The sequence below is a fragment of the Pseudomonas sp. GM102 genome (genome assembly GCF_000282555.1).
Classification (GTDB): Bacteria; Pseudomonadota; Gammaproteobacteria; order Pseudomonadales; family Pseudomonadaceae; genus Aquipseudomonas.
The window spans coordinates 1-21,299 of sequence record NZ_AKJB01000085.1 but is presented as its reverse complement, the minus strand read 5'-3'; the positions used below and the strand labels follow the sequence as shown (position 1 = coordinate 21,299).

The following is a 21,299-nucleotide window of genomic DNA, read 5'->3' as shown; positions in this document are numbered from 1 at the left end:
AGCGATCAGTTAGTAGCGGGGGCCAGTTCGGCATCGCCGCTCTGACGGAAAGTAATCAGGGTCACCAGCAGGGCGAGTACCGCCAGTGCGGCTGCCGCGAGCGGCACGCGGGTGAGACCGAAGCCATGGGCGATGACGCTGCCGCCGACCCAGGCACCGAGTGCGTTGCCGACGTTGAAAGCGCCGATGTTCAGGGTCGATACCAGGTTCGGTGCCGCCTTGCCGTAGGTCACAACGTTCACTTGCAGGGCGGGTACGGCGGCGAAGCACGCGGTGGCCCAGAGGAACAGGGTGATCTCGGTTGGAATCACGGCAATGCTGGTCCAGGTCAGCACGGTGGACACGACCGCCATGGTGATGAACACACCGATCAGCGTCGCGGCCAGGCTTTTGTCCGCCAGCTTGCCGCCGATGATGTTGCCGACCGTCAGGCCCAGACCGATAAGCATCAAGGTCCAGGTCACGCCGCGTGGCGAGACTCCGGTGACCTCGCCCAACAGCGGGGCGACATAGGTGAACAAGGTGAAGACCGAGGCGGCGAACAATGCAGTCATGCTCAACGACAACCAGATGCCGGCGCCCTTGAGGGCGCGCAGTTCGGCGCGCATGTCGAGTTTCTCTTCGTCGCGCTTGGCCGGCAGGAAGCGGATCAGGCCGATCAGCGCAATCACACCGATCACGGTCACCGCCCAGAAGGTCGAACGCCAGCCGGCTTCCTGACCGAGCGCGGTGCCCAGCGGCACGCCGAGAACGTTGGCCAGAGTCAGGCCGGTGAACATCAAGGCCACGGCCGATGCACGTTTGTTGGCCGGTACCAGACCTGCCGCCACCACCGAACCGATGCCGAAGAAGGCGCCGTGACACAGCGCGGTGACCACACGGGCAAACATCAAAACGTTGTAGTCACTGGCCAGGGCGCAGAGCAGATTGCCGATGATGAAGATGCCCATCAACGCTACCAATGCGGCCTTGCGCGGCAGCCTGGCGGTGGCCAGTGCCATGAACGGTGCACCGATGGCCACGCCCAGGGCGTAACCGGTCACCAGCCAGCCGGCGCCGGGGATCGACACACCAAGATCGGCCGCCACTTCGGGCAACAGGCCCATGATGACGAACTCGGTGGTGCCGATGGCGAAGGCGCTCAAAGCCAGAATGAGTAGCGAGAGAGGCATTGTCAGTTCCTTGTCGGAGCGCGGAGCTCCTTGTCGATGGCGTCGAGGAACGCCTGAATCACGTCCTCGTTGCGTTTGAAAAAGTGCCATTGACCGGCTTTCTGGCTGCTGATCAGTCCCGCCCGTTGTAAGGTCGCCAAGTGAGCGGACACGGTCGACTGCGACAGGCCGCAGCGTTGATCGATCTGTCCGGCGCAAATGCCGTACTCGTGGTTGTGGAGCTGTTCGGGGAACTGGACTTTGGGGTCTTTCAGCCAGATGAGGATGTCTCGGCGTACTGGGTGTGCCAGCGCTTTTATTATTTCGTCGAGGTCGATGGTCATGGTTTGGGCTCGTGATGAGTAAAACGCTATATCGCGATGAGGCGAACTTTAAATCGGTACTTCGCGATATACCAATATGATTTTGGTCTGATGGCCATGTAAATCGGTATATCGGGTTATAACGATATGGATGGCGCAGTGCTAAGCTGCGCGCATGAACTATCTCGCACATCTGCACCTCGGTGGCCAGCGCCCCGGTCAAATGCTCGGCAGTCTGTATGGCGATTTCGTCAAAGGACGGCTGCAAGGGCAGTTCGATCCGGAGATCGAAGCGGCCATTCAGTTGCATCGCAGCATCGACGTGTTTACCGATCGCCATCCGCGGGTGGACATCGCCTTGTCGCGGTTTTCCCTCACGCGCCGGCGTTACGCCGGGATCGTGCTCGATGTGTTTTTCGACCACTGCCTGGCGCGGGACTGGACGCTTTACGCAGATCAACCGCTTGAGCAGTTCACCGCGCACGTTTATCGGGTGCTGTCCGCCGAACCGCAGCTGCCGGAGCGCCTGGCGCGGATTGCACCGCACATGGTGGCCAATGATTGGCTGGGTTCATATCAGGAATTCGAAGTGCTTGAGCAGGTGCTGCGGGGGATTTCGCGCAGGTTGACCCGGCCGGAGGAGTTGGCCGGGGCGATGGAGGAATTGCGGCGGTTGTATGAACCGTTGAGCGAGGATTTTCGGTTGTTCTATCCGCAGCTTCAGGATTTCGCCCAGAATCGGTCACACAAATCCCCGTAGGAGCGAGGCTTGCCCGCGAAGAGGCCCTTGAGGGCGTCAAAAGCTTCGCGGGCAAGCCTCGCTCCTACAGAAGCAGATTTACAGAAGCAGATTCAGGCAGCGATCAGTTCGCCAGCATGCCGTGGCTCGGCAGGTTTTGCGACTTCACCAAACAACGCCCTCTGCACCGCCTGCTGCGCTTCGAACGCCAGCGCCGCACGTTCCCGGTCCTGGCATTCGATCGGTTTGAGCAGATGAATCTCCACCTCACCCCGATCATTGGCGAACAAGCGCATCAGGTGCGAGAGCAAATCATCATCGCCAATGAACGGTGCCAGGGTATCGAGCTCGCCGTCGCGCAGATAACGAATCGCCACCGGTTGCAGCGCCACTTCGGAATCGATCGCCGCGGACAGCAAACGGCCATGAAATGTACGCAACGAACGGCCATCGGTGGTGGTGCCTTCGGGGAACATCAGCAGCGGATGTTCCTGCTCCAGATGACGGGTCATCTGTTTGCGGATCAACTGACTGTCGCCTGAACCACGGCGAATGAACAGACTGCCGGCCTTGGCCGCCAACCAGCCCGCCACCGGCCAGGTGCGCACTTCGGCCTTGGACAGGAACGACAGCGGTGTGAGCATGCCCAGCAGCGGAATGTCGGTCCAGGACACGTGATTGCTGACCCAGAGCATTGGCGCCTTTGGTAATTCACCATGGACGGTCACGCGAAAGGGCAGGGCATTGCTCAGTCGCGCCATGAAAAACCGCGACCAGCGCTGGCGACGGACCATCGAATGGGCAATCCCCAGTCGCTCGAACAACCCGAACACACTGGCCATGCTCAAACCCAGCGCCACCACCAAAAGCACTCGCGCAATTCGCGCGTACACCCGCAAGCGGCTCATTACACAGCCGCCTTGAAGTGCTTGGCGTAGCGCGGGCAAAGCTCGTCGCGCTTGAGCAGGATGAACACGTCGGCCACCTGGAAGTCTTCGTCCCAGCACGGCTCGCCGCAGATTTTCGCGCCCAGGCGCATGTAGGCCTTGAGCAGCGGCGGCATTTCGGCGATGACGTTGGACGGAATATCGAGTGTCGGCAATGGCTTCTTCGGCTCGGCTCGCAGGTGTTCGGTGCACAGGTAGCGTTCGCGCAGACGCTGCATGATCGCGTGGGCTTGAATGCCGCCGTCCTGCATTGGAATGCTCGCGCAACCCATCAAATAGCTGTAGCCGCCCTGGTTCAGCACTTCGGCCAGTTCACCCCAGAGCACAGCGATAGTGCCGCCGTTGCGGTAGGCCGGGTCGACGCAGGTGCGACCGATTTCCAGGATCGGGCCTTTCAGATGGACCAGGCCATGCAGGCTGAATTCTTCTTCGCTGTAGAACTTGCCCAGGCTGCTGGCCGCTGTGTGGTCGAGCAAACGGGTGGTCGCCACCAGGCGACCGGTGTTCAAGTCACGCACGCCGATGTGGGCGCAGTGAACATCATAATCATCCATGTCCAGACCCAGCTCCGCGCCTTTCAGCTTGGCGTTGAATTCGCCACTGAACACGTTGAAGCGCAAGGCCTGGGCTTCCTGCAACGCCTCGGCGCCCACCAGGCGTTCGGCTTGCAGGCGGCGTTCATTGCCGGTGTCGCTGATGCGGGCGATCTGAGTCATTGTGAGTCTCCGTGCGGGCTGGCCACCCGTCTTGGGTTGCAGCCGATCGACTTTCTTTATGCAGCCGTGTTGTGCAAAGTCAGGCTATGTAGCCCCGGTGTCATCGCCATGAAGCTTTGGTGATGCTTATATGACAGCCCACAAGGAGCCTCTTATGCCCTGGCAAACCCTGTTGAAACGCCGCGATCGCCTGCCCGCCGACCCTGACCTGGGTGAAGGCTTTGCCACCTTGTTGCAACAGTTGGGCGCGGTGTCGCCGTTCGAATTGGCGGTGGCCGGCGCACGGCTGATGGCGACGCCGGGGCTGGCGTTTCTGGTGGGTTATCAGGCGGCGTTGCGCATGCTCTGGCCGAGCGCGCCGCTGAGCCTCGGCGCGTTGTGCGCGACTGAACAGCGCAGCTTGCGAGTGGCGGACATGCAGACCCGGCTGCGCGATCTGCGCCTGAACGGGCGCAAGGATTTCGTCACCGCTGGCGATGCTGCCGACTGGTTGCTGGTCGCCGCCCGCAGTGAAGAACCCGGCGAAGTGCCGCGCTTGAACCTTGCGGTGGTTTACCCCGGCGAACCGGGTGTGCGTCTGGAAAAACTCGCGCCGATGCCGCTGATGCCGGACATAGGCCACGGCCGGTTGTTTCTCGACAACGCACTGTGTGAATTGCTCGCTGGGGATGGCTGGGATGCTTACGTCAAACCGTTCCGAACCCTGGAAGACATCTATGTGCTGAGCGCCATGACTGCGTGGTTGTTCGGCGTTGGCCAAGACAGCGACTGGCCGCAAACCTTGCAACTGCGCTTACTGGCGCTGCTGGCCGGGTGCGCGGAAGTCAGCCGCCAGGCGCCGAACAACCCGGCCGGGCATGTGTTGCTGGGCGGGTTGTTTGCACAGTTCGATGGGCTCAAGGCTGAAGTGAATCAGGCCCTGGCCGATGGCCCGCCACAATGGGCGGCGATGTGGCAGCGCGATCAGACCGTGATGGATTTGGCGGCTGGGGCACGGGGGAAGCGGTTGGCCAAGGCGTTGGCGGGATTGTTATAAGGCTGAAGGGACCTTTCGCGGGCAAGCCTCGCTCCTACAGGATTTGTGCCGGATGCGATCCCTGTAGGAGCGAGGCTTGCCGCGAAGGCGATCTCTTGGACGACACAAATCCCAGAACTGTCATCTAGCTCGACTAGGCTCTGCAGGTTCATCCCTCCGAGCGCCCCTCATGTTCAAAGGCTTGTCCCTGATTTTCATGTTGCTGCTCAGTCTCGCGGCCCAGGCCGAAAACTGGCCGGCCGAGCAATGGTCGCCCGGCCCGAAGGTCACAGGCCCGGCACTTCAGGCTTTAGAGAACTACGCATTCCCACCCCGCGACGATGCCACTCACCAAGGCATTCGCACCGATGCGTTGCTGGTGATCCGCGACGGTCAGCTGATCTACGAACGCTACGCCGGCCCGACCACTGCGCAAACGCCGCACCTGACCTGGTCAATCAGCAAAAGCCTCATGGCCACAGTCCTCGGGGTGGCCTATGGCGAAGGCCTATTCAAACTCCAGGACCCGGCACAGAAGTTTTATCCAGCGCTGGAAAAACACCCCGCCATGACCATGGCCGATCCGTTGCACTGGGCCTCGGGCCTGGACTGGCAGGAAGATTATGAATACGCCCCATTGAAGTCCTCGGTGGTGGCCATGCTCTACACCCGTGGACACCGTGACATGGCCGCGTTCACTGTTGAGCACGACGAGTACGCCAAACCCGGTCAGGCATTCCGCTACTCCAGTGGCGACAGCAACCTGCTGTCCGCCGCCCTGAAAACCATCGTCGGCCCGGCCCGTTATCCGGATTATCCCTGGACCGCGCTGTTCGAACCCTTGGGGATTCGTAGTGCGGTCTGGGAGGCTGATGCCACGGGCACGTTTGTCGCATCGTCCTACGCCTATCTCACTGCCCGGGACCTGGCGCGGGTCGGCCTGTTGATGGCGCGCGACGGTCGTTGGCGTGAGCGGCAATTGCTGCCCAAGGAGTGGGTCGACTTCAGTCGTGAGCCTTTCGCCCGCTATCAAGCCAACCAGGATGAAGCCGTGCCCGGCGGGCATTGGTGGCTCAATCGCGCAGTGGATGGCGCAACACAACCCTGGCCCGATGCGCCCGCCGACACCTTTGCCGCGCTGGGCCATTGGGGTCAGGCGATGTACGTGATTCCCAGCGAGAAGCTGGTGATCGTGCGCTACGGCGATGATCGCGATGGAAGTTATCGGCACAACGATTTGCTCAAACTCGCGCTCAAGGCGTTTGCCATGAAGGTGCAGCCATGAGTCGCCGCAGTTTTATTCGCCGTCGGCCTATCAGCACGCTGTTGCTGGTGCTGCTGATCGCCTTGCTCGGCTGGATCTGGCAGGAGCGGGTGGCGCTGTGGGCTTTCCCGGACATCATCAGCGCCTACACCGCCAAGGAATACTGTTCGTGTCGCTATGTGATGAACAATCCGGCCGAGTATTGCCAGGGCTATGTGAAGCAGTATTTGCCCACCAGCGGGTTCGTTGATGACGCCGCCAGCAAGCGCGTGACGGTTGGTGGTATGGGGCGCAGCAATAGCGCTGCTTGGGTTGGCGAACGCCAAGGCTGTCGCCTGCAACCCTGACAGTGGTCAGTTTTTTTGTGGCGAGGGAGCTTGCTCCCGCTCGGCTGCGAAGCAGTCGTAATGCCAGCGGCCGAGGTCTTACTGGAAGAACTCATTGTCTGATTTTGGGAGCGCTTCGCACTCCAGCGGGAGCAAGCTCCCTCGCCACAAAGGTTGGGTCGGAGCAACAGAAAGTTTGCAACCTGCCTCAGGCCAGTTAAGGTTCGCTCAGGTTTATCTGCCCATGAGTCTCTATGTTCAACCGCTTTGTCTGCAAAACCCTCGCCTCCCTGCTGCTGGCCGGTGTCACCGTGTCGGCCCAGGCCAATTGGTACCTGGACGGCGAGTCCTCGCGGCTGTCGTTCATCAGCACTAAAAACGCCAATATTTCCGAAGTGCAGCGCTTTCTGGTGTTGCACGGCAAGGTCGATCCCAAGGGCCTGGCGCAGGTGGAGGTTGAGCTGGAGTCGGTCAACAGCGGCATTCCGCTGCGTGACGAACGCATGCGCAAGGAACTGTTCGATATCCAGACGTTCCCTGAAGCGCTGATCACCACGCAAATCGATCTACGGCCGATCAACGACCTGGCGCCCGGTGCGCAACTGGAGTTGCGCTTGCCGCTGACCGTCAACCTGCATGGCAAACAACACCAATACAACGCCGAACTGCTGGCGACCCGTCTCGATGACCGGCGTTTCCAAGTGGTGACTCTCGAACCTTTGGTGATCAACGCTGAAGACTTCGACCTGGCCCCGGGCCTGGAAAGCCTGCGCAAGGTTGCCGGTTTGTCGGCCATCAGTCTGTCGGTGCCGGTGGGTGCGGTGCTGATTTTCACGGCGCGCTGAGATGCGCGGCGCAATTTTCCCGTGGCGCGAAGGCAATCGCTTTGAACTGCTGATCGACGGCCCGCAGTTTTTTCCGCGAATGCTGGTGGCGATTGCCCGCGCCGAAGAACAAGTCGAACTGGAACTGTACCTGGTGGAGGCGGGAGCCTGCGCCGAGGCCATGGTTCAGGCGCTGGTCCAGGCTGCCGAACGCGGCGTGCGGGTGCGCTGCCTGTTCGATGACTATGGCAGCCTGGCCTTCACCCTGACCTTGCGTCAGCGCCTGATGGCCGCCGGTGTCGAGTTGCGTTTCTACAACCGCCTGAGCTGGCGCCGTTGGGTGGGCAATTTCTATCGCGACCACCGCAAGTTGCTGCTGGTGGATCAATGCCTGGCGGTGGTCGGCGGCACCGGGGTCACCGATGAGTTCTGGACACCGGGCAAAGACACCAGCGAATGGCACGAAGTGATGGTGGAAATCACCGGTCCCTTGGTCATCGACTGGCAGTTGCTGTTCGACCGCCAATGGATCGCCAACCGTCATCGGCGCGCCTGGAAACCCACTGCGCACTTCGGTTTGCCGCGCCTGCCGCGAGTGCCGGCCATGGGCGAGGGCATGGGCCGGGTCGCCTATGCCGACGCCCGCCAACACCGCGATATTTTGCAATCGCTGACTCGCGCGCTGAACAGCGGCCAGCGCCGAATCTGGCTGGCCACGCCGTATTTCCTGCCGACCTGGAAAGTCCGTCGCTCACTGCGCCGGGCGGCCGCTCGGGGCGTCGATGTGCGTTTGTTGCTGACCGGACCACGCACCGATCACCCGTCGGTGCGCTATGCCGGGCATCGCTACTACCCGCGATTGCTCAGGGCCGGGGTAAAGATCTTCGAATACCAGCCGTGTTTCCTGCACCTGAAGATGGTGTTGATCGATGACTGGGTGAGCATCGGCTCGTGCAACTTCGATCACTGGAATCTGCGTTTCAATCTGGAAGCCAACCTCGAAGCCCTGGACCCCGGGCTGACCCGGGCGGTGGCGGCGAGTTTCGAGAATGACTTTGCCCTGAGCCAGGAAGTCAGCCTCGAGGCATGGAAGCGCCGACCGTTGTGGCGGCGGGTCAAGCAAAGGGTGTGGGGATGGGTGGATCGGCTGGTGGTGAATCTGCTGGATCGGCGGGGATAGTCACCCAGATCGTTCCCACGCTCCGCGTGGGAATGCCTCTAGGGACGCTCCGCGTCCAGTGACGCGGAGCGTCACGGGCTGCATTCCCACGCGGAGCGTGGGAACGATCAGTCCGTGCAGGGATTACAGCAACTCAAAGCTCTGCTGCGTCACGTCCTGGGAGTCCAGGCCGATCTGCACGTTGAACTTGCCCGGTTCCGCGGCGTACTTGAGCTGGGCGTTGTAGAACTTCAGGTCATCCTCGGTGATGGTGAAGTGCACGACTTTCTGTTCGCCGGCCTTGACCAGTACTTTCTGGAAGTTCTTCAGTTCCTTGACCGGACGGATCATCGAACCGGTCACGTCCTGGATGTACAGCTGCACCACGGTTTCGCCGTCACGCTTGCCGGTGTTCTTCACCACGACACTGGCGTCGAGCTTGCCGGTCTTGTTCAGTGTGGTCGAAGACAGGGCCATGTCGGTCAGGCTGAACTGGGTGTAGCTCAGGCCGAAGCCGAACGGGAACAGCGGCCCGGTGGTGTCTTCGAAATACTGCGAGGTGTAGTTGCCCGGTTTGCCCGGAGTGAACGGCCGGCCAATGCTCAGGTGGTTGTAGTAGGTCGGAATCTGACCCACCGAGCGCGGGACGCTGATCGGCAGTTTGCCCGACGGGTTGTAGTCGCCGAACAGCACGTCAGCAATGGCGTTGCCGCCTTCGGTGCCGCTGAACCAGGTTTCCAGAATCGCGTCAGCCTGCTCTTTCTCTTCGAGAATCGACAGCGGACGGCCGTTCATCAATACCAGCACCAGCGGTTTGCCGGTGGCTTTCAAAGCCCTGATCAACTCGCGCTGGTTGGCCGGAATGTTCAGGTCGGTACGACTCGACGATTCGTGGGACATGCCACGGGATTCGCCCACCGCTGCCACCACTACATCGGCCTGTTGCGCGGCTTTCACCGCTTCATCGATCAACACGTTGGCCGGACGCGGGTCATCCACCACTTCTGGCGCGTCGAAGTTGAGGAAGTTCAGGTAATCGAGGATTTTCTTGTCGCTGGTGATGTTTGCGCCACGGGCGTAGATCAGCGTCGACTGCGCGCCGAGAGCGTGGGTCATACCGTCGAACAGGGTTACCGATTGCGCCGGCCGGCCAGCGGCAGCCCAGCTGCCCATCATGTCGATCGGCGCCTTGGCCAGTGGACCGACCAGAGCGATTTTTGCGGTTTTCTTCAGCGGCAGGGTGTCGCCCTGGTTCTTCAGCAACACCAGGCTGCGACGCGCCACATCACGGGCTTCGGCGCGGTGCAGACGGCTTTCGGCGTAGGTGTCGGCCGGGTCATCCTCGGCCTTGCCGATGCGCAGGTACGGGTCTTTGAACAGGCCCATGTCGTACTTGGCGGCGAGCACTTCACGTACGGCATTGTCGATGTCTTTCTGTTCGATCTCACCGGCCTTCAACAGCCCTGGCAATTCCTTGCCATAGAGGGTGTCGTTCATGCTCATGTCGATGCCGGCCTTGATCGCCAGCTTCGCGGCTTCGCGACCGTCAGCGGCGACGCCGTGCTTGATCAGTTCGAAAATCGCCCCGTGGTCGCTGACCGCCAGGCCCTTGAAGCCCCATTCCTTGCGTAGCAGGTCGTTCATCAACCAGGTGTTGGCGGTGGCCGGCACGCCGTTGATCGAGTTCAGCGCAACCATCACCCCGCCGGCACCGGCGTCGATGGCGGCGCGGTACGGTGGCAGGTAATCCTGGTACATCTTGACCGGGCTCATGTCGACGACGTTGTAGTCGCGACCGCCCTCGACCGCGCCGTACAAGGCAAAATGCTTGACGCTGGCCATGATGCTGTCGGCCGCGTTCGCACCGGTGCCCTGGAAGGCTTTGACCATTACGCCGGCGATCCGCGAAACCAGGTAGGTGTCTTCGCCGAAGCCTTCGGACGTGCGGCCCCAGCGTGGGTCGCGGGAGATGTCGACCATCGGCGCGAAGGTGATGTCGAGGCTGTCAGCCGCCGCTTCCTTGGCGGCGATGCGCCCGGAGCGACCAATGGCGTCCATGTCCCAGCTCGAGGCCAGGGCCAGCGGAATCGGGAAAATGGTGCGGTGGCCGTGGATCACGTCATAGGCGAAGAACATCGGGATCTTCAACCGGCTGCGCATGGCCGCATCCTGCATCGGACGGTTTTCGGCGCGGGTGATCGAGTTGAAGGTGCCGCCGATATTGCCGGCGGCGATCTCCTTGCGGATCATCTCCCGCGGCATTTCCGGACCGATGCTGATCAGGCGTAATTGGCCGATCTTTTCATCGAGGGTCATTTGCTTCATCAGTTGGCTGATGAAGGCGTCCTTGTTCTCTATAGGTGCGGGCGTCGTGGCGGCCAATACGGTATGACTGGCCAGGCTGACGAACAGGCCCAGCAAACACAGCTTCTTCATGAATAGTTTTCTCGAAAGCCTAAACGGCAGTGAATGCGCGCCGGTCAGCCAAAATTTAGGGAGCGACTATTGTTGTTCAGGTAAATGCAGACACACTTGTGCAGTGTGTCAGCGCTGGGCCATCTTTTAGCCCATTGGCTCGTTGCAATCCAGTAGCGGCGCAGATTATGCCCCAAGAGCCGGGTTCAAAGTTCGCAGGTTGTTTCATCAACGGAATGTGCAAGGGAGCATCAACCAGATGAAAGTACGACATCACTATCGGTCGAGCCTGCAGGTTGCAGCCTTGATGTTGCTGACAACACTGCTGGCCGGCTGCGGCATCAACAATATCCCTACCCTCGACGAACAGGCCAAGGGCGCCTGGGGCCAGGTGCAGAACCAGTACCAGCGTCGCGCCGACCTGATTCCCAACCTGGTGGAAACGGTCAAGGGTTATGCCCGGCACGAGCAAGAAACCCTGACCGCGGTGATCGAAGCCCGGGCCAAGGCCACGTCGATTCAGGTGGATGCCAGCACGCTGGACAATCCGGAAAAACTCAAACAGTACGAGCAGGCGCAGAATCAGCTGACCGGCGCGCTGAGTCGGTTGATGGTGGTGTCCGAGCGCTACCCGGACCTTAAGGCCAACCAGAACTTCCTGGCGCTGCAATCGCAACTTGAAGGCACCGAGAACCGTATCGCCGTGGCGCGTCGCGACTTCATCCTGGCGGTGCAGAAATACAATACCGAGATCCGCACCTTTCCCGGTCGCCTGTGGCACACCGTGATGTATAGCGATCTGCCGATCCGCGAAACCTTCGAGGCGACCAGCCCCGATGCCGAGAAAGCGCCTGAAGTGAAGTTCCAGTAAGCGCCGGAACGGGCTTGAAGCGTCACCAAGGATGAGGTTGCCAATGCGCGTGTTGAAAGTGAGCCTGGTGCTGCTGTTCTGGGTGTTTGCCCTGACGGCCCAGGCCGAGTTGAAGTTCCCGGAATTGACCGGGCGGGTGGTGGACAACGCCCAGATGATCGAGCCTGCCGTGCGCGAGCAACTGACGCAGCAGCTCAACGCCCATGAAAAAACCACCGGCGAGCAGTTGGTGGTGGTTACGTTGCCGGACTTGCAGGGCACCGACATCGCGGATTTCGGTTATCAGCTGGGACGTTACTGGGGCATCGGCCAGAAGGACAAGAACAACGGCGCGCTGCTGATCGTTGCGCGAGACGAGCGCAAGCTGCGGATCGAAGTCGGTTATGGCCTGGAAGGGCGCCTGACCGATGCGCAGAGTTCGGTGATCATCCATCAGGTGATCACGCCCGCGTTCAAGGCCGGCAACTTCAGTAAAGGCATCAGCGATGGCGTCGCGGCGATGCTGGTGGTGCTGGGCGGCAATCCGCTGGACGAACCGTCGACGGTGTATGAAACGCGTGGTGATCAGGAGAGTGATTTCGTTGGGCGGCATCCGGGGTTGTTCGTGTTCCTGGTGTTGCTGTTTATCCTGACGATCTTCATCGGCCAGATGTTCGGTATTCTGCCAAGCGGCGGAGGCCGTGGCGGCTCGGGAGGCGGTTTCGGCGGCGGAGGTTTCGGCGGCGGTGGCGGCGGGGGGTTCAGCGGCGGCGGGGGCAGTTTCGGGGGCGGCGGCTCGTCGGGCGGCTGGTGATAACACTGCAGGTAAAAACAACAATAGCGAGCAGGCATTCATAAACATGGCATTACTGACTGAACACGAACAACGCAAAGTCGCCGAGGCGATTGCCCGGGTCGAGCGCGATACCGATGCCGAACTGGTGACGGTGCTTGCGGCCCGCGCCGACGATTACGCGTACATCCCGCTGCTCTGGGCCAGTCTGCTGGCGCTGGTGGTGCCGGGTATCGTGCATTACCTCACGGGCTGGCTGACCATGCACAGCCTGTTGCTGGTGCAATGGCTCAGCTTCATCGTGTTGTGCCTGGTGTTCCGGATCCCTAAAGTCACCACGCGCCTGATCCCGCGCTCGGTGCGTCACTGGCGGGCGTCGAACCTGGCGCGCCGGCAGTTCCTGGAGCAAAACCTGCACCACACCGTGGGCAGCACCGGCATGCTGATTTTTGTCTCCGAGGCCGAGCGCTATGTGGAGATTCTGGTGGATGAAGGCATTTCCAAACGGCTGGACAACAAGAACTGGGACGCGATAGTGGCGGCGTTTACGCAACAGGTGAAACAGGGGCAGACGTTGCAAGGGTTTGTGACGTGCATCGAGGCGTGCGGCGAGTTGCTCAAAGTGCATGTGCCGGTGACTCATGTGCGCAATGAGTTGCCGAATCGGTTGGTGGTGTTGAGCTAAATCAAAAGATCGCAGCCTTCGGCAGCTTTTGTGGCGAGGGAGCTTGCTCCCGCTGGGCTGCGAAGCGGCCCCAAAATCGGTAAACGCACTCCATCAGATAAACCACGTTGTCTGCTTTGCGACTGCTGCGCAGCCGAGCGGGAGCAAGCTCCCTCGCCACAGAATATTTGCCGTTTGGCAAATAACAGTGTTCCTGAACTCCATCCCCCCTAAAATACCCACCATTCCCCGATTCGCACCGCCCGAGGCCGTTTTTTCCATGTCTGTCACCGCCACTCCCGCCAGCCTCGCGCCGGATCATCACGCCCAGTTTATCGATCTGCTGCAAGCCAGCCTCGATCAGAACGCTTTCATCAAACTGGTGCTGGCCAAGTACGTTGGTACCGAGGCGGATTTGCAGCGGCTGATCATCAAGCAACTGACGGTCAAGGATCAGCAGTGCCTGTCCTTCGTCTACCGCTACAAGACCCGCGACATAACCAAGAACCTGCCGATTACGGAAGGCGTGGCAACTATTGCCGCGCTGTTGCCCGCATCGTTCAAAAATGCGCATTTGCTGTCATTGACCGACGAAGCCCAGCTCGAATACAGCAAAAAGGGCAAATCTTCGCTGTTCAAGAGCAAACCTCAGCAATTGCGCGAAGTGCCGTCCGCCGAGCACAACCGCGAGAAGAACCGTTTCCTCGACCTGAGCCGGCCGTTCCTCAAAGACCTCGGCGTGACCAACGCACAGCATGAGCTGATCCCGGCGATGTCGCGCAAGTGGAAGCAGATCAACAAGTTCATCGAAGTCTTCAGCCATGCGCTGACATCGTCGCCGCTGGCGCTGGACAAACCCGTGCGGGTGGCGGATTTCGGTTCGGGTAAGGGCTACCTGACGTTCGCGATCCACGACTACCTGCGCAACACGTTGAAGGCCGAGGGCGAGGTGACCGGCGTCGAGCTGCGCGAAGACATGGTCAACCTGTGCAACAGCGCGGCGGCGAAGCTGGAGCATCCGGGGCTGGTGTTCAAATGCGGTGACGTGCGCAGCGTCGCGCCGAGCGAGCTGGACGTGATGATCGCGCTGCATGCCTGCGACATCGCCACCGACTATGCGATTCACACCGGCATTCGTTCCGGCGCTTCGATCATCATGTGCTCGCCGTGCTGCCACAAACAGATCCGCCTGCAGATCCAGAGCCCGGCGCTGCTCAAGCCGATGTTGCAATACGGTCTGCACCTGGGCCAGCAGGCGGAAATGGTCACTGACAGTTTGCGTGCGTTGTTTCTGGAAGCCTGCGGTTATGAGACCAAGGTTTTTGAGTTCATCTCACTGGACCACACCAACAAGAACAAGATGATCCTGGCGGTCAAACGCGCCGAGCCAGTGGACCCGGCTCAGCTGTTGGTGAAAATCCAGGAACTGAAGGATTTCTACCACATCAGCGAACATTGCCTGGAAACCCTGCTGCGGGCCGACGGCTACCTCTGATCGCTGCTGTGGGACGACGGTTGCGGGACGTCGGTCGCCGCTAATTCTGTAGGAGCCAGGCTTGCCGGCGAAGGCGATTGTGAGGACGCCTTCGCCGGCAAGTCGGATCGCCGCACCGCTGGCTCCTACAGGATTAGGTCGTGGCAACACGCGCGGGTTGCACCGCCGTCTTGCGCCCCAGCATCACCGTCACGATCACTCCGGCGGCAAACAGCCAGGTAATCGGCTCGACGTGCTCACCGAAGAACAACGCCGAAAACGCGATCGTGAAGAAGATCTGCAGCAACTGGATCTGGCTGACCCGGGCAATGCCGCCCATGGCCAGCCCCGCGTACCAGGCAAAGAACCCGATGAACTGTGAAAACAGCGAGACGTAACCGAAGGCCCACCAGGTCTTGGCCGAAATCTCGCCCTGGTGTTGCAGCGCCAGATACACCACTGGACCGATCAGCAGCGGCGTCGACAGCACCAGCGCCCAGCAGATCACCTGCCAGCCACCCATCTCCCTGGCCAGCCGGCCGCCTTCGGCATAACCCAACCCACCTACGGCAATCGCGCCGAGCATCAGCAAATCACCGGCCTGAATACTGCCGGCGCCGCTGATCAGCGCATAACCGAGCACCAGCGCGCTGCCCAACGCGGCGCAGGCCCAGAAGGCTTTCGACGGACGCTCATGGGACAGCCACGCGGCATACAGCGCCACGCACAGCGGTTGCAAGCCGTTGACCAGTGCGCCATGAGAGGCGGGCAACGTCTGCATGGCCCAGGCCGACAGCACCGGGAAACCAAGGATGACCCCCGCGATCACCAGCGTCAGGCCTTTGACCTGTTTCCAGGTGGGCCATTTTTCACGGTGCCACAGCAATAAAAGCGCTGCCGGAATGGCCGCAAACAGCGCACGGCCCAGGCCGTTGAGCAGCGGATGAAGTTCCTGCACGACGATCCGGGTGAAGGGCAGGGTCAGGCTGAAGATAACAACGCCGAGCAGGCCGAGGGCCATACCGGTGTTTTCGCGCGAGGACATGATGGCAACCAGAATCAGGGTGGCGGGAAGAGTCATCATCTAGCCATAAACCGCAGGCGTTGCTCTGTTACAGATAGGCGCAGAGTTATCCGTACAGTTTGCGGACGCCTTCGCGGGCAAGCCTCGCTCCTACAGGTCTTGTACCGTTCTTGCGGTCGATGCAAAACCTGTAGGAGCGAGGCTTGCCCGCGAAGAACGATAACGTGGTCCATCAGGTAGTAACTGGTTATTACCCACCCCGCCGGATAAGGACTACCTTGAATACTCCTGCATGCCCACGCATTTTCCAGAGGAGTCCTCCCCATGGCGGCTAAAAAAATTCTGATGCTGGTCGGCGATTACGTCGAAGACTACGAAGTGATGGTGCCGTTCCAGGCGCTGCTGATGGTCGGCCACACGGTACACGCCGTTTGCCCGGACAAAACCGCCGGCCAGACTGTGCGCACGGCAATCCATGACTTCGAAGGCGACCAGACCTACAGCGAAAAACCCGGTCACCTGTTTGCCCTGAACTTCGATTTCGCCAAGGTAGCCGCCGCGGACTACGACGCGCTGTTGGTGCCGGGCGGTCGTGCGCCGGAGTACCTGCGCCTGAACGAAAAAGTCCTGGACCTGGTGCGAGCGTTCGACAAGGCAGGCAAACCGATCGCCGCCGTGTGTCACGGTGCGCAACTGTTGGCCGCAGCAGGCATTCTTGAAGGTCGCGAGTGCAGCGCCTATCCGGCATGTGCTCCGGAAGTGCGCCTGGCTGGCGGCACGTTCATCGATATCCCGGTGACGCAAGGTCACGTTCAAGGCAATCTGGCCACTGCACCGGCCTGGCCGGCGCACCCGAGCTGGCTGGCCGGTTTCCTTGGGTTGCTGGGCACCAAAATCACGCTGTAACGAGGGACCTGTCCATGTGCGAGCTCTACGTCAAGGCCGATCCGATTCTCTACGAGTCGCGCTCCCGCTCGCTGCGCATCTGCGGGGTGGTCACCACCCTGCGGCTGGAGAATCAGTTCTGGGACATCCTCAGCGAAATCGCCGAGGTCGACGGCATGACCACCAATCAGTTGATCGCCAAGCTGTATGAAGAGGTGATGGACTACCGCGGCGAAGTGGTGAATTTCGCCTCGTTCTTGCGAGTGAGTTGTATGCGCTATCTGAGCCAGCGTCGGGTGCAGACACCTGAGTTGTCGGTGGTGCGGGCTGCGGTGAAATAGAGCGGTTTGTATCAATTTTGAGGACGCCTTCGCGGGCAAGCCTAGCTCCCACAGGATTTCGGTTGACCGCGAATTTTTGCGTTCGGCACAAAACCTGTGGGAGCGAGGCTTGCCCGCGAAGGGGTCGGCACAGGCGACAGAAATCCTGACTTGGTCTTTACTCTGAAGCGCGAAACCTCTCAATCGCCAAGGAGAAAAAGCATGTCTGGATGGTACGAAGTGAGCAAGACCAGCAACGGTCAGTTCAAGTTTGTATTGAAAGCGGCCAATGCCGAAACCATTCTGACCAGCGAGCTGTACACCACGCGCGGCGCGGCCGACGGCGGTATCGCCTCGGTTCAGGCCAACAGTCCGCTGGACGAACGCTACGAGAAAAAAACCACCAAGGATGGTCATCCTTACTTCAACCTCAAGGCTGCCAACCATCAGATCATCGGCAGCAGCGAATCCTACTCATCGGATGCCGCGAGGGATAAAGGCATCGCCAGCGTTAAAGCCAACGGTCCGACCACGATGATCAAGGACAAGACCTTGCCGGTGCTCTGATCGAAAATACTTTCCATCAAAGGTCGCCAGATCATTGGCGACCGAATTCTGGCCAAGTGCCATCATTTCCATTATTCTCCGCGTCCATTACATGGAAGTGGTTCTGCAAGCCCTCTTTCGTGACGTCTTCAAATATTCACTGAAGAGGGTTTTCTTCCATGATCCGCGTTTTTGCTCTACTGACATTGCTTCTGTGCCTGGCGGGTTGTCACAGCATGTCCCCGATTCACATCGACGAAGAACTCACGCCCAACGCCGGCTCAGGCGTGGCTTATGTGGTGGGTGTTGTCGGTATCTGGCCCAAGGCGGTCAATACCGCACAGGAACAAATGCTGATGATTCGCCAGCGAGGCAGCGACAACTTTGCCACGGCGCGTTTGCACAATGAGTTTTATGCTCGCACACCGCGGGATGTGCGCGAGACAGGGCACGGAATCGGCACACTGTTTGTCATGCCGCTCAAACCCGGGCGTTATGAGCTCTATAACCTGCGCTTCGATCGTGGTTCCTCGGTGTCCTGGAGCCGGGAAGATTTCACCATTCCGTTTCAATTAGAAGCCGGCAAGGCTTACTACATCGGTGATTTCCGTGCGGGCTGCGTGACGCCTGGACAATCCACTTGCCTCTTTTTGCACAGCGACCACCTTGAGCGTGACTCAGCGTTGGTGCGGGCGAAATATCCCCAAGTACCAGGACTGCAACGGCTGGACCTGCCAAACCTTTATTCGGCAACGCCGTTCATCCGCGAAGAGGATGGAGCGAGCTCCTCCGTTTACAAATCCATGCTCTCAGGAAAACTTTAATGCGCACCAAAGCACTGTTTCTGTGGCTGACCCTGCTGCTCGGTGGCTGTCAGGCAACCCATACACTTAAAGCCCCTGAGGTTGATTACAACCAGCAACTACCGGTGATCAATGTCAGTGTTATGGGGCTCCCAAGCTGGATGCTGCGGGACGAACTGCGCCGTCGCGGTACGTTCGACGAGGTCAAGGCCGGTCGAAGCGCTGACGGTTACAACGTGCTGGTCATTGCCAACAGCGATGTCGGCGCGTTGCAGCCACAGATGTTTCTGAGCGCCTTCACGCTGTTTCTGGTTCCGGTGCCAGTGAGTTGGGACAGTACGCTGATCTTTAGCCTCAGCCATGGCACAGAGGTGCTGGGTGTCTACACGGTCCATAACCAGACCAAGTCCTGGCGCGGTGCGTTCAATGCATCCGGAGGACAGTTCGAGCATGTGCAGTTGATTGCAGACACCTTTATCGCTCAGGTGCTGAAGGATCAGCCGTTCCGGCGCGAAGCTTTAAAGAACGCAGCGGGCATTTAACCGATAAAAAAGATCGCAGCCTCCGACATCGGAGCTGCCGAAGGCTGCGATCTTTTGATCTTGACCTAAACCTCGACCGGTACAGTCAGCTTCGGACTACCCAGCGCATGCGTCTTCGAGTCAAAAAACCGCAGCTCCACTCCCGTCCCCTCAAACACCTTCGTGTAATGCCGCTTCTGATGCTGGATGAACGCCTTGCTGCGCGGGTAAATCGAGATCGCCACTGTCTTCGGTTTCGCCTGGCGCAAGGCATGAATGATGTGGCTGTCCTGCTCGCCAAGGGCATGCCCGAAGATGCACAGCCCATCGCCATGGTCCAGTAACTGGTCATAGCAGAACGACAGGTAATCGGAGCTGCGGATGGTCTTGAGCTTGTCCTGGGTCGGACCTTCGTTGACGAACAGCGGCACGTCGTCGAGGGTCTTGATTGTATTGTTGATGGCGAAACTGCCCAGCAACGTTCCCTCGGTCGACATCAATTTACGCGCCGTGCCATCCTGATTGCGCACCAGATGCAGGCCACCGTGCAGGTACAGCAGACGGGTTTTGTCTGTCGCGGTCAGGCTCAAATCAAAGCGCGGCTCGGTGCCCTGGAACAGATCGCTAACAACGTCAGGCCGGTGCTGGATCGCCCAGTAGTTGAGCAAGTCGTAATTGGTGGTGAACACCGTTCGATAGCTGCCCAGTTCCTGATTGATCGTCGCCAGCGTCGAGGGCACCACCAACCGCCAAGGGATGTGCACCGCATGCACAGTGTTGATCAGCGCTTCCTTGATCGCGTAATAGCGATTGCGCGGCGCGGCAGAGCTGACGGCCAACGCCTTGTTGACCCGGCTGGTGGTTTTCAGCGCCCCAAGCACTTGCTCGAAACTGCGCGTTTGCATCGCGTCGAACACGCTCAATTCGGATTGGCTCAGAGGCTTCTCTTCGACAGTGCGGGCGTTTTCGAACAGCGAGTCATAGCCGAAGTCGTCCCATACCGCACGACTGGCACCGTTACCCACCAGCAGGCCGCCGAAAGAGGCGGTGGTGCGCAAGGCGTTCCAGTCTTCAAGTTGGGCATCGACATCCTGGAAATCGGTCATTGCGTTCGTTGTCTCAAAGCAAAAGGTCTGATGGACGGCGACTTTATCACGACCCGGACTTGAGCCAGATCAAGTTACCGCACAACTAATGGGTCGATCCTGTGCGCACCCGCCGGATCGGTGCTGTTGATTCGGCTTCAGCCAGGAGACTCGCGCATGAGCAGTACTTTTTTCATCCCCGCTGTGAACATCATGGGCACCGGTTGCCTGGACGAAGCTATGGACGCCATTCGCAAGTATGGTTTTCGCAAGGCGCTGATCGTCACCGACGCCGGGCTGGCCAAGGCTGGCGTGGCGTCGATGATTGCCGAGAAACTGGCGTTGCAGGACATCGACTCGGTGATCTTCGACGGCGCGAAGCCGAATCCGAGCATTGCCAACGTCGAACTTGGCCTGGGTCTGCTCAAGGAAAGTCGCTGTGATTTCGTGGTGTCGCTGGGCGGCGGCTCGCCTCACGACTGCGCCAAGGGCATCGCCTTGTGCGCCACAAACGGTGGGACGATTCGTGACTACGAAGGTGTCGATCAGTCGACCAAACCGCAACTGCCGCTGATCGCGATCAACACCACCGCCGGCACTGCCAGCGAGATGACCCGTTTTTGCATCATCACCGATGAATCGCGTCACGTGAAAATGGCCATCGTCGATCGCAACGTCACGCCGCTGCTGTCAGTCAACGATCCGGCGCTGATGGTCGCCATGCCCAAGGGCCTGACTGCCGCCACCGGCATGGACGCACTGACCCACGCCATCGAAGCCTACGTCTCCACGGCGGCCAACCCGATTACCGATGCCTGTGCGCTGAAAGCCATCACCTTGATCAGCAATAACCTGCGCCTGGCCGTACGCGACGGCAGTGACATGATCGCGCGGGAAAACATGGCTTACGCGCAGTTCCTCGCCGGCATGGCGTTCAACAATGCGTCCCTTGGCTATGTTCACGCGATGGCTCACCAGCTAGGTGGGTTCTACGACTTGCCCCATGGTGTGTGCAATGCGGTGTTGCTGCCTCATGTGCAAAGTTTCAACGCGCTGGTCTGCGCCGACCGCCTGACTGATGTTGCCCGCGCGATGGGCGCCGACATTCGCGGGTTCAGCCCCGAGGAGGGCGCTCAGGCAGCGATTGCGGCCATTCGCACTCTGGCCAGGGACGTGGAAATTCCCGCCGGCTTACGTGAGCTCGGTGCCAGGCTCAACGACATCCCGGTGCTTGCCGGCAATGCCATGAAAGACGCCTGTGGACTGACCAATCCACGGAAGGCGGATCAGCGGCAGATCGAGGAGATTTTCCGCAGCGCGTTCTAAGTGGTTCGACGGCCGGGCGCGAGCACTACGCAAAGCAGCGCGCCCACGGCCAGCAAAGTGCATAGCAGCGACAATGGCCATGCCTGCTGGCTCGCTATCAGGCTGGCGATACCGCCGATAATGGCGGGC

The 21,299-nt window shown here is 60.2% G+C and carries 23 protein-coding genes and 1 pseudogene; 16 read left to right on the top strand and 8 right to left on the bottom strand.

What is annotated here, in order from left to right; genetic code table 11:
* Positions 1 to 5: 5 nt before the first annotated feature.
* The gene (locus PMI18_RS08735) at positions 6 to 1,172 is read right to left on the bottom strand and encodes an MFS transporter (RefSeq protein ID WP_007903798.1); all 1,167 of its coding nucleotides are present in this window, start codon (positions 1,170 to 1,172) and stop codon (positions 6 to 8) included.
* A gap of 2 nt (positions 1,173 to 1,174) precedes the next feature.
* On the bottom strand, positions 1,175 to 1,495 hold the full coding sequence (locus PMI18_RS08740; protein ID WP_007903797.1) for an ArsR/SmtB family transcription factor: 321 nt from the start codon (positions 1,493 to 1,495) through the stop codon (positions 1,175 to 1,177).
* 154 nt (positions 1,496 to 1,649) lie between these two features.
* On the opposite strand from PMI18_RS08740, the gene PMI18_RS08745 reads away from it, so the two are divergent.
* Positions 1,650 to 2,234 carry an acyl carrier protein phosphodiesterase gene (locus tag PMI18_RS08745; RefSeq protein WP_007903796.1) on the top strand — a complete coding sequence of 195 codons (585 nt, stop codon included), beginning with the start codon at positions 1,650 to 1,652 and terminating at the stop codon, positions 2,232 to 2,234.
* Positions 2,235 to 2,326: 92 nt separating this feature from the next.
* Here the strand turns inward: PMI18_RS08745 and PMI18_RS08750 are convergent, their stop codons facing one another.
* Both PMI18_RS08750 and olsB read right to left on the bottom strand, forming a co-directional pair.
* Positions 2,327 to 3,121: a lysophospholipid acyltransferase family protein gene (locus tag PMI18_RS08750; RefSeq protein ID WP_007903795.1), complete on the bottom strand. Its 795-nt coding sequence runs from the start codon at positions 3,119 to 3,121 to the stop codon at positions 2,327 to 2,329.
* Entirely contained in the window at positions 3,121 to 3,876 is a 756-nt protein-coding gene (gene olsB / locus PMI18_RS08755; RefSeq protein WP_007903792.1) for an L-ornithine N(alpha)-acyltransferase, read from the bottom strand. The genes PMI18_RS08750 and olsB overlap by 1 nt, the downstream gene beginning before the upstream one ends.
* A 154-nt stretch (positions 3,877 to 4,030) precedes the next feature.
* Between olsB and PMI18_RS08760 the strand changes: the two genes are divergently transcribed.
* The 5 genes from PMI18_RS08760 to PMI18_RS08780 all read left to right on the top strand — a co-directional run bounded on the left by PMI18_RS08760 (position 4,031) and on the right by PMI18_RS08780 (position 8,485).
* Positions 4,031 to 4,912 (top strand): acyl-CoA dehydrogenase family protein, encoded by an 882-nt coding sequence (locus PMI18_RS08760; protein WP_007903791.1) that lies wholly within the window; start codon positions 4,031 to 4,033, stop codon positions 4,910 to 4,912.
* A 169-nt stretch (positions 4,913 to 5,081) separates the two neighbouring features.
* The gene (locus PMI18_RS08765) at positions 5,082 to 6,176 is read left to right on the top strand and encodes a serine hydrolase domain-containing protein (protein ID WP_007903784.1); all 1,095 of its coding nucleotides are present in this window, start codon (positions 5,082 to 5,084) and stop codon (positions 6,174 to 6,176) included.
* Complete coding sequence (locus PMI18_RS08770; RefSeq protein ID WP_007903782.1) at positions 6,173 to 6,502, top strand: hypothetical protein; 330 nt, start codon at positions 6,173 to 6,175, stop codon at positions 6,500 to 6,502. Before PMI18_RS08765 ends, PMI18_RS08770 begins: the two co-directional genes overlap by 4 nt.
* Positions 6,503 to 6,735: 233 nt before the next feature.
* The gene (locus PMI18_RS08775; protein ID WP_007903781.1) at positions 6,736 to 7,326 is read left to right on the top strand and encodes a YceI family protein; all 591 of its coding nucleotides are present in this window, start codon (positions 6,736 to 6,738) and stop codon (positions 7,324 to 7,326) included.
* A 1-nt stretch (position 7,327) separates the two neighbouring features.
* Positions 7,328 to 8,485 carry a phospholipase D-like domain-containing protein gene (locus PMI18_RS08780; RefSeq protein ID WP_007903780.1) on the top strand — a complete coding sequence of 386 codons (1,158 nt, stop codon included), beginning with the start codon at positions 7,328 to 7,330 and terminating at the stop codon, positions 8,483 to 8,485.
* Between the two features lie 123 nt (positions 8,486 to 8,608).
* Here PMI18_RS08780 and bglX read toward each other — a convergent pair whose 3' ends face one another.
* Positions 8,609 to 10,900, bottom strand: a complete 2,292-nt coding sequence (gene bglX, locus PMI18_RS08785; protein ID WP_007903779.1) for a beta-glucosidase BglX — start codon at positions 10,898 to 10,900, stop codon at positions 8,609 to 8,611.
* A gap of 238 nt (positions 10,901 to 11,138) precedes the next feature.
* Here bglX and PMI18_RS08790 point away from each other — a divergent pair, with 238 nt between their 5' ends.
* From PMI18_RS08790 to PMI18_RS08805, 4 genes are all read left to right on the top strand, one after another.
* Complete coding sequence (locus PMI18_RS08790) at positions 11,139 to 11,750, top strand: LemA family protein (protein WP_007903778.1); 612 nt, start codon at positions 11,139 to 11,141, stop codon at positions 11,748 to 11,750.
* A 43-nt stretch (positions 11,751 to 11,793) separates the two neighbouring features.
* Positions 11,794 to 12,543: a TPM domain-containing protein gene (locus PMI18_RS08795; RefSeq protein ID WP_007903777.1), complete on the top strand. Its 750-nt coding sequence runs from the start codon at positions 11,794 to 11,796 to the stop codon at positions 12,541 to 12,543.
* Positions 12,544 to 12,589: 46 nt separating this feature from the next.
* Positions 12,590 to 13,207, top strand: a complete 618-nt coding sequence (locus PMI18_RS08800; RefSeq protein ID WP_007903764.1) for a TPM domain-containing protein — start codon at positions 12,590 to 12,592, stop codon at positions 13,205 to 13,207.
* 259 nt (positions 13,208 to 13,466) lie between these two features.
* Positions 13,467 to 14,681, top strand: a complete 1,215-nt coding sequence (locus PMI18_RS08805) for a class I SAM-dependent methyltransferase (protein WP_007903762.1) — start codon at positions 13,467 to 13,469, stop codon at positions 14,679 to 14,681.
* A 133-nt stretch (positions 14,682 to 14,814) separates the two neighbouring features.
* Here PMI18_RS08805 and PMI18_RS08810 read toward each other — a convergent pair whose 3' ends face one another.
* The gene (locus PMI18_RS08810; RefSeq protein ID WP_033036732.1) at positions 14,815 to 15,705 is read right to left on the bottom strand and encodes a DMT family transporter; all 891 of its coding nucleotides are present in this window, start codon (positions 15,703 to 15,705) and stop codon (positions 14,815 to 14,817) included.
* 303 nt (positions 15,706 to 16,008) lie between these two features.
* Here PMI18_RS08810 and PMI18_RS08815 point away from each other — a divergent pair, with 303 nt between their 5' ends.
* From PMI18_RS08815 to PMI18_RS08835, 5 genes are all read left to right on the top strand, one after another.
* Complete coding sequence (locus tag PMI18_RS08815; protein ID WP_007903756.1) at positions 16,009 to 16,590, top strand: DJ-1/PfpI family protein; 582 nt, start codon at positions 16,009 to 16,011, stop codon at positions 16,588 to 16,590.
* A gap of 14 nt (positions 16,591 to 16,604) precedes the next feature.
* Positions 16,605 to 16,910 carry a ribbon-helix-helix domain-containing protein gene (locus tag PMI18_RS08820; RefSeq protein ID WP_007903755.1) on the top strand — a complete coding sequence of 102 codons (306 nt, stop codon included), beginning with the start codon at positions 16,605 to 16,607 and terminating at the stop codon, positions 16,908 to 16,910.
* Between the two features lie 201 nt (positions 16,911 to 17,111).
* Positions 17,112 to 17,456: a YegP family protein gene (locus tag PMI18_RS08825; RefSeq protein ID WP_007903754.1), complete on the top strand. Its 345-nt coding sequence runs from the start codon at positions 17,112 to 17,114 to the stop codon at positions 17,454 to 17,456.
* A gap of 158 nt (positions 17,457 to 17,614) precedes the next feature.
* Positions 17,615 to 18,259 carry a hypothetical protein gene (locus PMI18_RS08830; RefSeq protein WP_007903744.1) on the top strand — a complete coding sequence of 215 codons (645 nt, stop codon included), beginning with the start codon at positions 17,615 to 17,617 and terminating at the stop codon, positions 18,257 to 18,259.
* Positions 18,259 to 18,780: a hypothetical protein gene (locus PMI18_RS08835; RefSeq protein ID WP_007903743.1), complete on the top strand. Its 522-nt coding sequence runs from the start codon at positions 18,259 to 18,261 to the stop codon at positions 18,778 to 18,780. Before PMI18_RS08830 ends, PMI18_RS08835 begins: the two co-directional genes overlap by 1 nt.
* Before the next feature lie 65 nt (positions 18,781 to 18,845).
* Here the strand turns inward: PMI18_RS08835 and PMI18_RS08840 are convergent, their stop codons facing one another.
* Positions 18,846 to 19,865, bottom strand: coding sequence for a DUF4917 family protein (locus PMI18_RS08840; RefSeq protein WP_007903742.1), 1,020 nt, complete (start codon positions 19,863 to 19,865; stop codon positions 18,846 to 18,848).
* A 156-nt stretch (positions 19,866 to 20,021) separates the two neighbouring features.
* On the opposite strand from PMI18_RS08840, the gene yiaY reads away from it, so the two are divergent.
* Positions 20,022 to 21,170: an L-threonine dehydrogenase gene (gene yiaY, locus PMI18_RS08845; protein WP_007903741.1), complete on the top strand. Its 1,149-nt coding sequence runs from the start codon at positions 20,022 to 20,024 to the stop codon at positions 21,168 to 21,170.
* Here yiaY and PMI18_RS31590 read toward each other — a convergent pair.
* Positions 21,167 to 21,299, bottom strand: a pseudogene (locus PMI18_RS31590) (MFS transporter); the annotation flags it as partial. The gene yiaY and the pseudogene PMI18_RS31590 sit on opposite strands and share 4 nt — an antisense overlap.

Bases quoted from the DNA above. Each gene is read 5' to 3' on its own strand.
- PMI18_RS08735 (WP_007903798.1), bottom strand. From the start codon at position 1,172: ATGCCTCTCTCGCTACTCATTCTGGCTTTGAGCGCCTTCGCCATCGGC.
- PMI18_RS08740 (WP_007903797.1), bottom strand. From the start codon at position 1,495: ATGACCATCGACCTCGACGAAATAATAAAAGCGCTGGCACACCCAGTA.
- PMI18_RS08745 (WP_007903796.1), top strand. From the start codon at position 1,650: ATGAACTATCTCGCACATCTGCACCTCGGTGGCCAGCGCCCCGGTCAA.
- PMI18_RS08750 (WP_007903795.1), bottom strand. From the start codon at position 3,121: ATGAGCCGCTTGCGGGTGTACGCGCGAATTGCGCGAGTGCTTTTGGTG.
- olsB (WP_007903792.1), bottom strand. From the start codon at position 3,876: ATGACTCAGATCGCCCGCATCAGCGACACCGGCAATGAACGCCGCCTG.
- PMI18_RS08760 (WP_007903791.1), top strand. From the start codon at position 4,031: ATGCCCTGGCAAACCCTGTTGAAACGCCGCGATCGCCTGCCCGCCGAC.
- PMI18_RS08765 (WP_007903784.1), top strand. From the start codon at position 5,082: ATGTTCAAAGGCTTGTCCCTGATTTTCATGTTGCTGCTCAGTCTCGCG.
- PMI18_RS08770 (WP_007903782.1), top strand. From the start codon at position 6,173: ATGAGTCGCCGCAGTTTTATTCGCCGTCGGCCTATCAGCACGCTGTTG.
- PMI18_RS08775 (WP_007903781.1), top strand. From the start codon at position 6,736: ATGTTCAACCGCTTTGTCTGCAAAACCCTCGCCTCCCTGCTGCTGGCC.
- PMI18_RS08780 (WP_007903780.1), top strand. From the start codon at position 7,328: ATGCGCGGCGCAATTTTCCCGTGGCGCGAAGGCAATCGCTTTGAACTG.
- bglX (WP_007903779.1), bottom strand. From the start codon at position 10,900: ATGAAGAAGCTGTGTTTGCTGGGCCTGTTCGTCAGCCTGGCCAGTCAT.
- PMI18_RS08790 (WP_007903778.1), top strand. From the start codon at position 11,139: ATGAAAGTACGACATCACTATCGGTCGAGCCTGCAGGTTGCAGCCTTG.
- PMI18_RS08795 (WP_007903777.1), top strand. From the start codon at position 11,794: ATGCGCGTGTTGAAAGTGAGCCTGGTGCTGCTGTTCTGGGTGTTTGCC.
- PMI18_RS08800 (WP_007903764.1), top strand. From the start codon at position 12,590: ATGGCATTACTGACTGAACACGAACAACGCAAAGTCGCCGAGGCGATT.
- PMI18_RS08805 (WP_007903762.1), top strand. From the start codon at position 13,467: ATGTCTGTCACCGCCACTCCCGCCAGCCTCGCGCCGGATCATCACGCC.
- PMI18_RS08810 (WP_033036732.1), bottom strand. From the start codon at position 15,705: ATGTCCTCGCGCGAAAACACCGGTATGGCCCTCGGCCTGCTCGGCGTT.
- PMI18_RS08815 (WP_007903756.1), top strand. From the start codon at position 16,009: ATGGCGGCTAAAAAAATTCTGATGCTGGTCGGCGATTACGTCGAAGAC.
- PMI18_RS08820 (WP_007903755.1), top strand. From the start codon at position 16,605: ATGTGCGAGCTCTACGTCAAGGCCGATCCGATTCTCTACGAGTCGCGC.
- PMI18_RS08825 (WP_007903754.1), top strand. From the start codon at position 17,112: ATGTCTGGATGGTACGAAGTGAGCAAGACCAGCAACGGTCAGTTCAAG.
- PMI18_RS08830 (WP_007903744.1), top strand. From the start codon at position 17,615: ATGATCCGCGTTTTTGCTCTACTGACATTGCTTCTGTGCCTGGCGGGT.
- PMI18_RS08835 (WP_007903743.1), top strand. From the start codon at position 18,259: ATGCGCACCAAAGCACTGTTTCTGTGGCTGACCCTGCTGCTCGGTGGC.
- PMI18_RS08840 (WP_007903742.1), bottom strand. From the start codon at position 19,865: ATGACCGATTTCCAGGATGTCGATGCCCAACTTGAAGACTGGAACGCC.
- yiaY (WP_007903741.1), top strand. From the start codon at position 20,022: ATGAGCAGTACTTTTTTCATCCCCGCTGTGAACATCATGGGCACCGGT.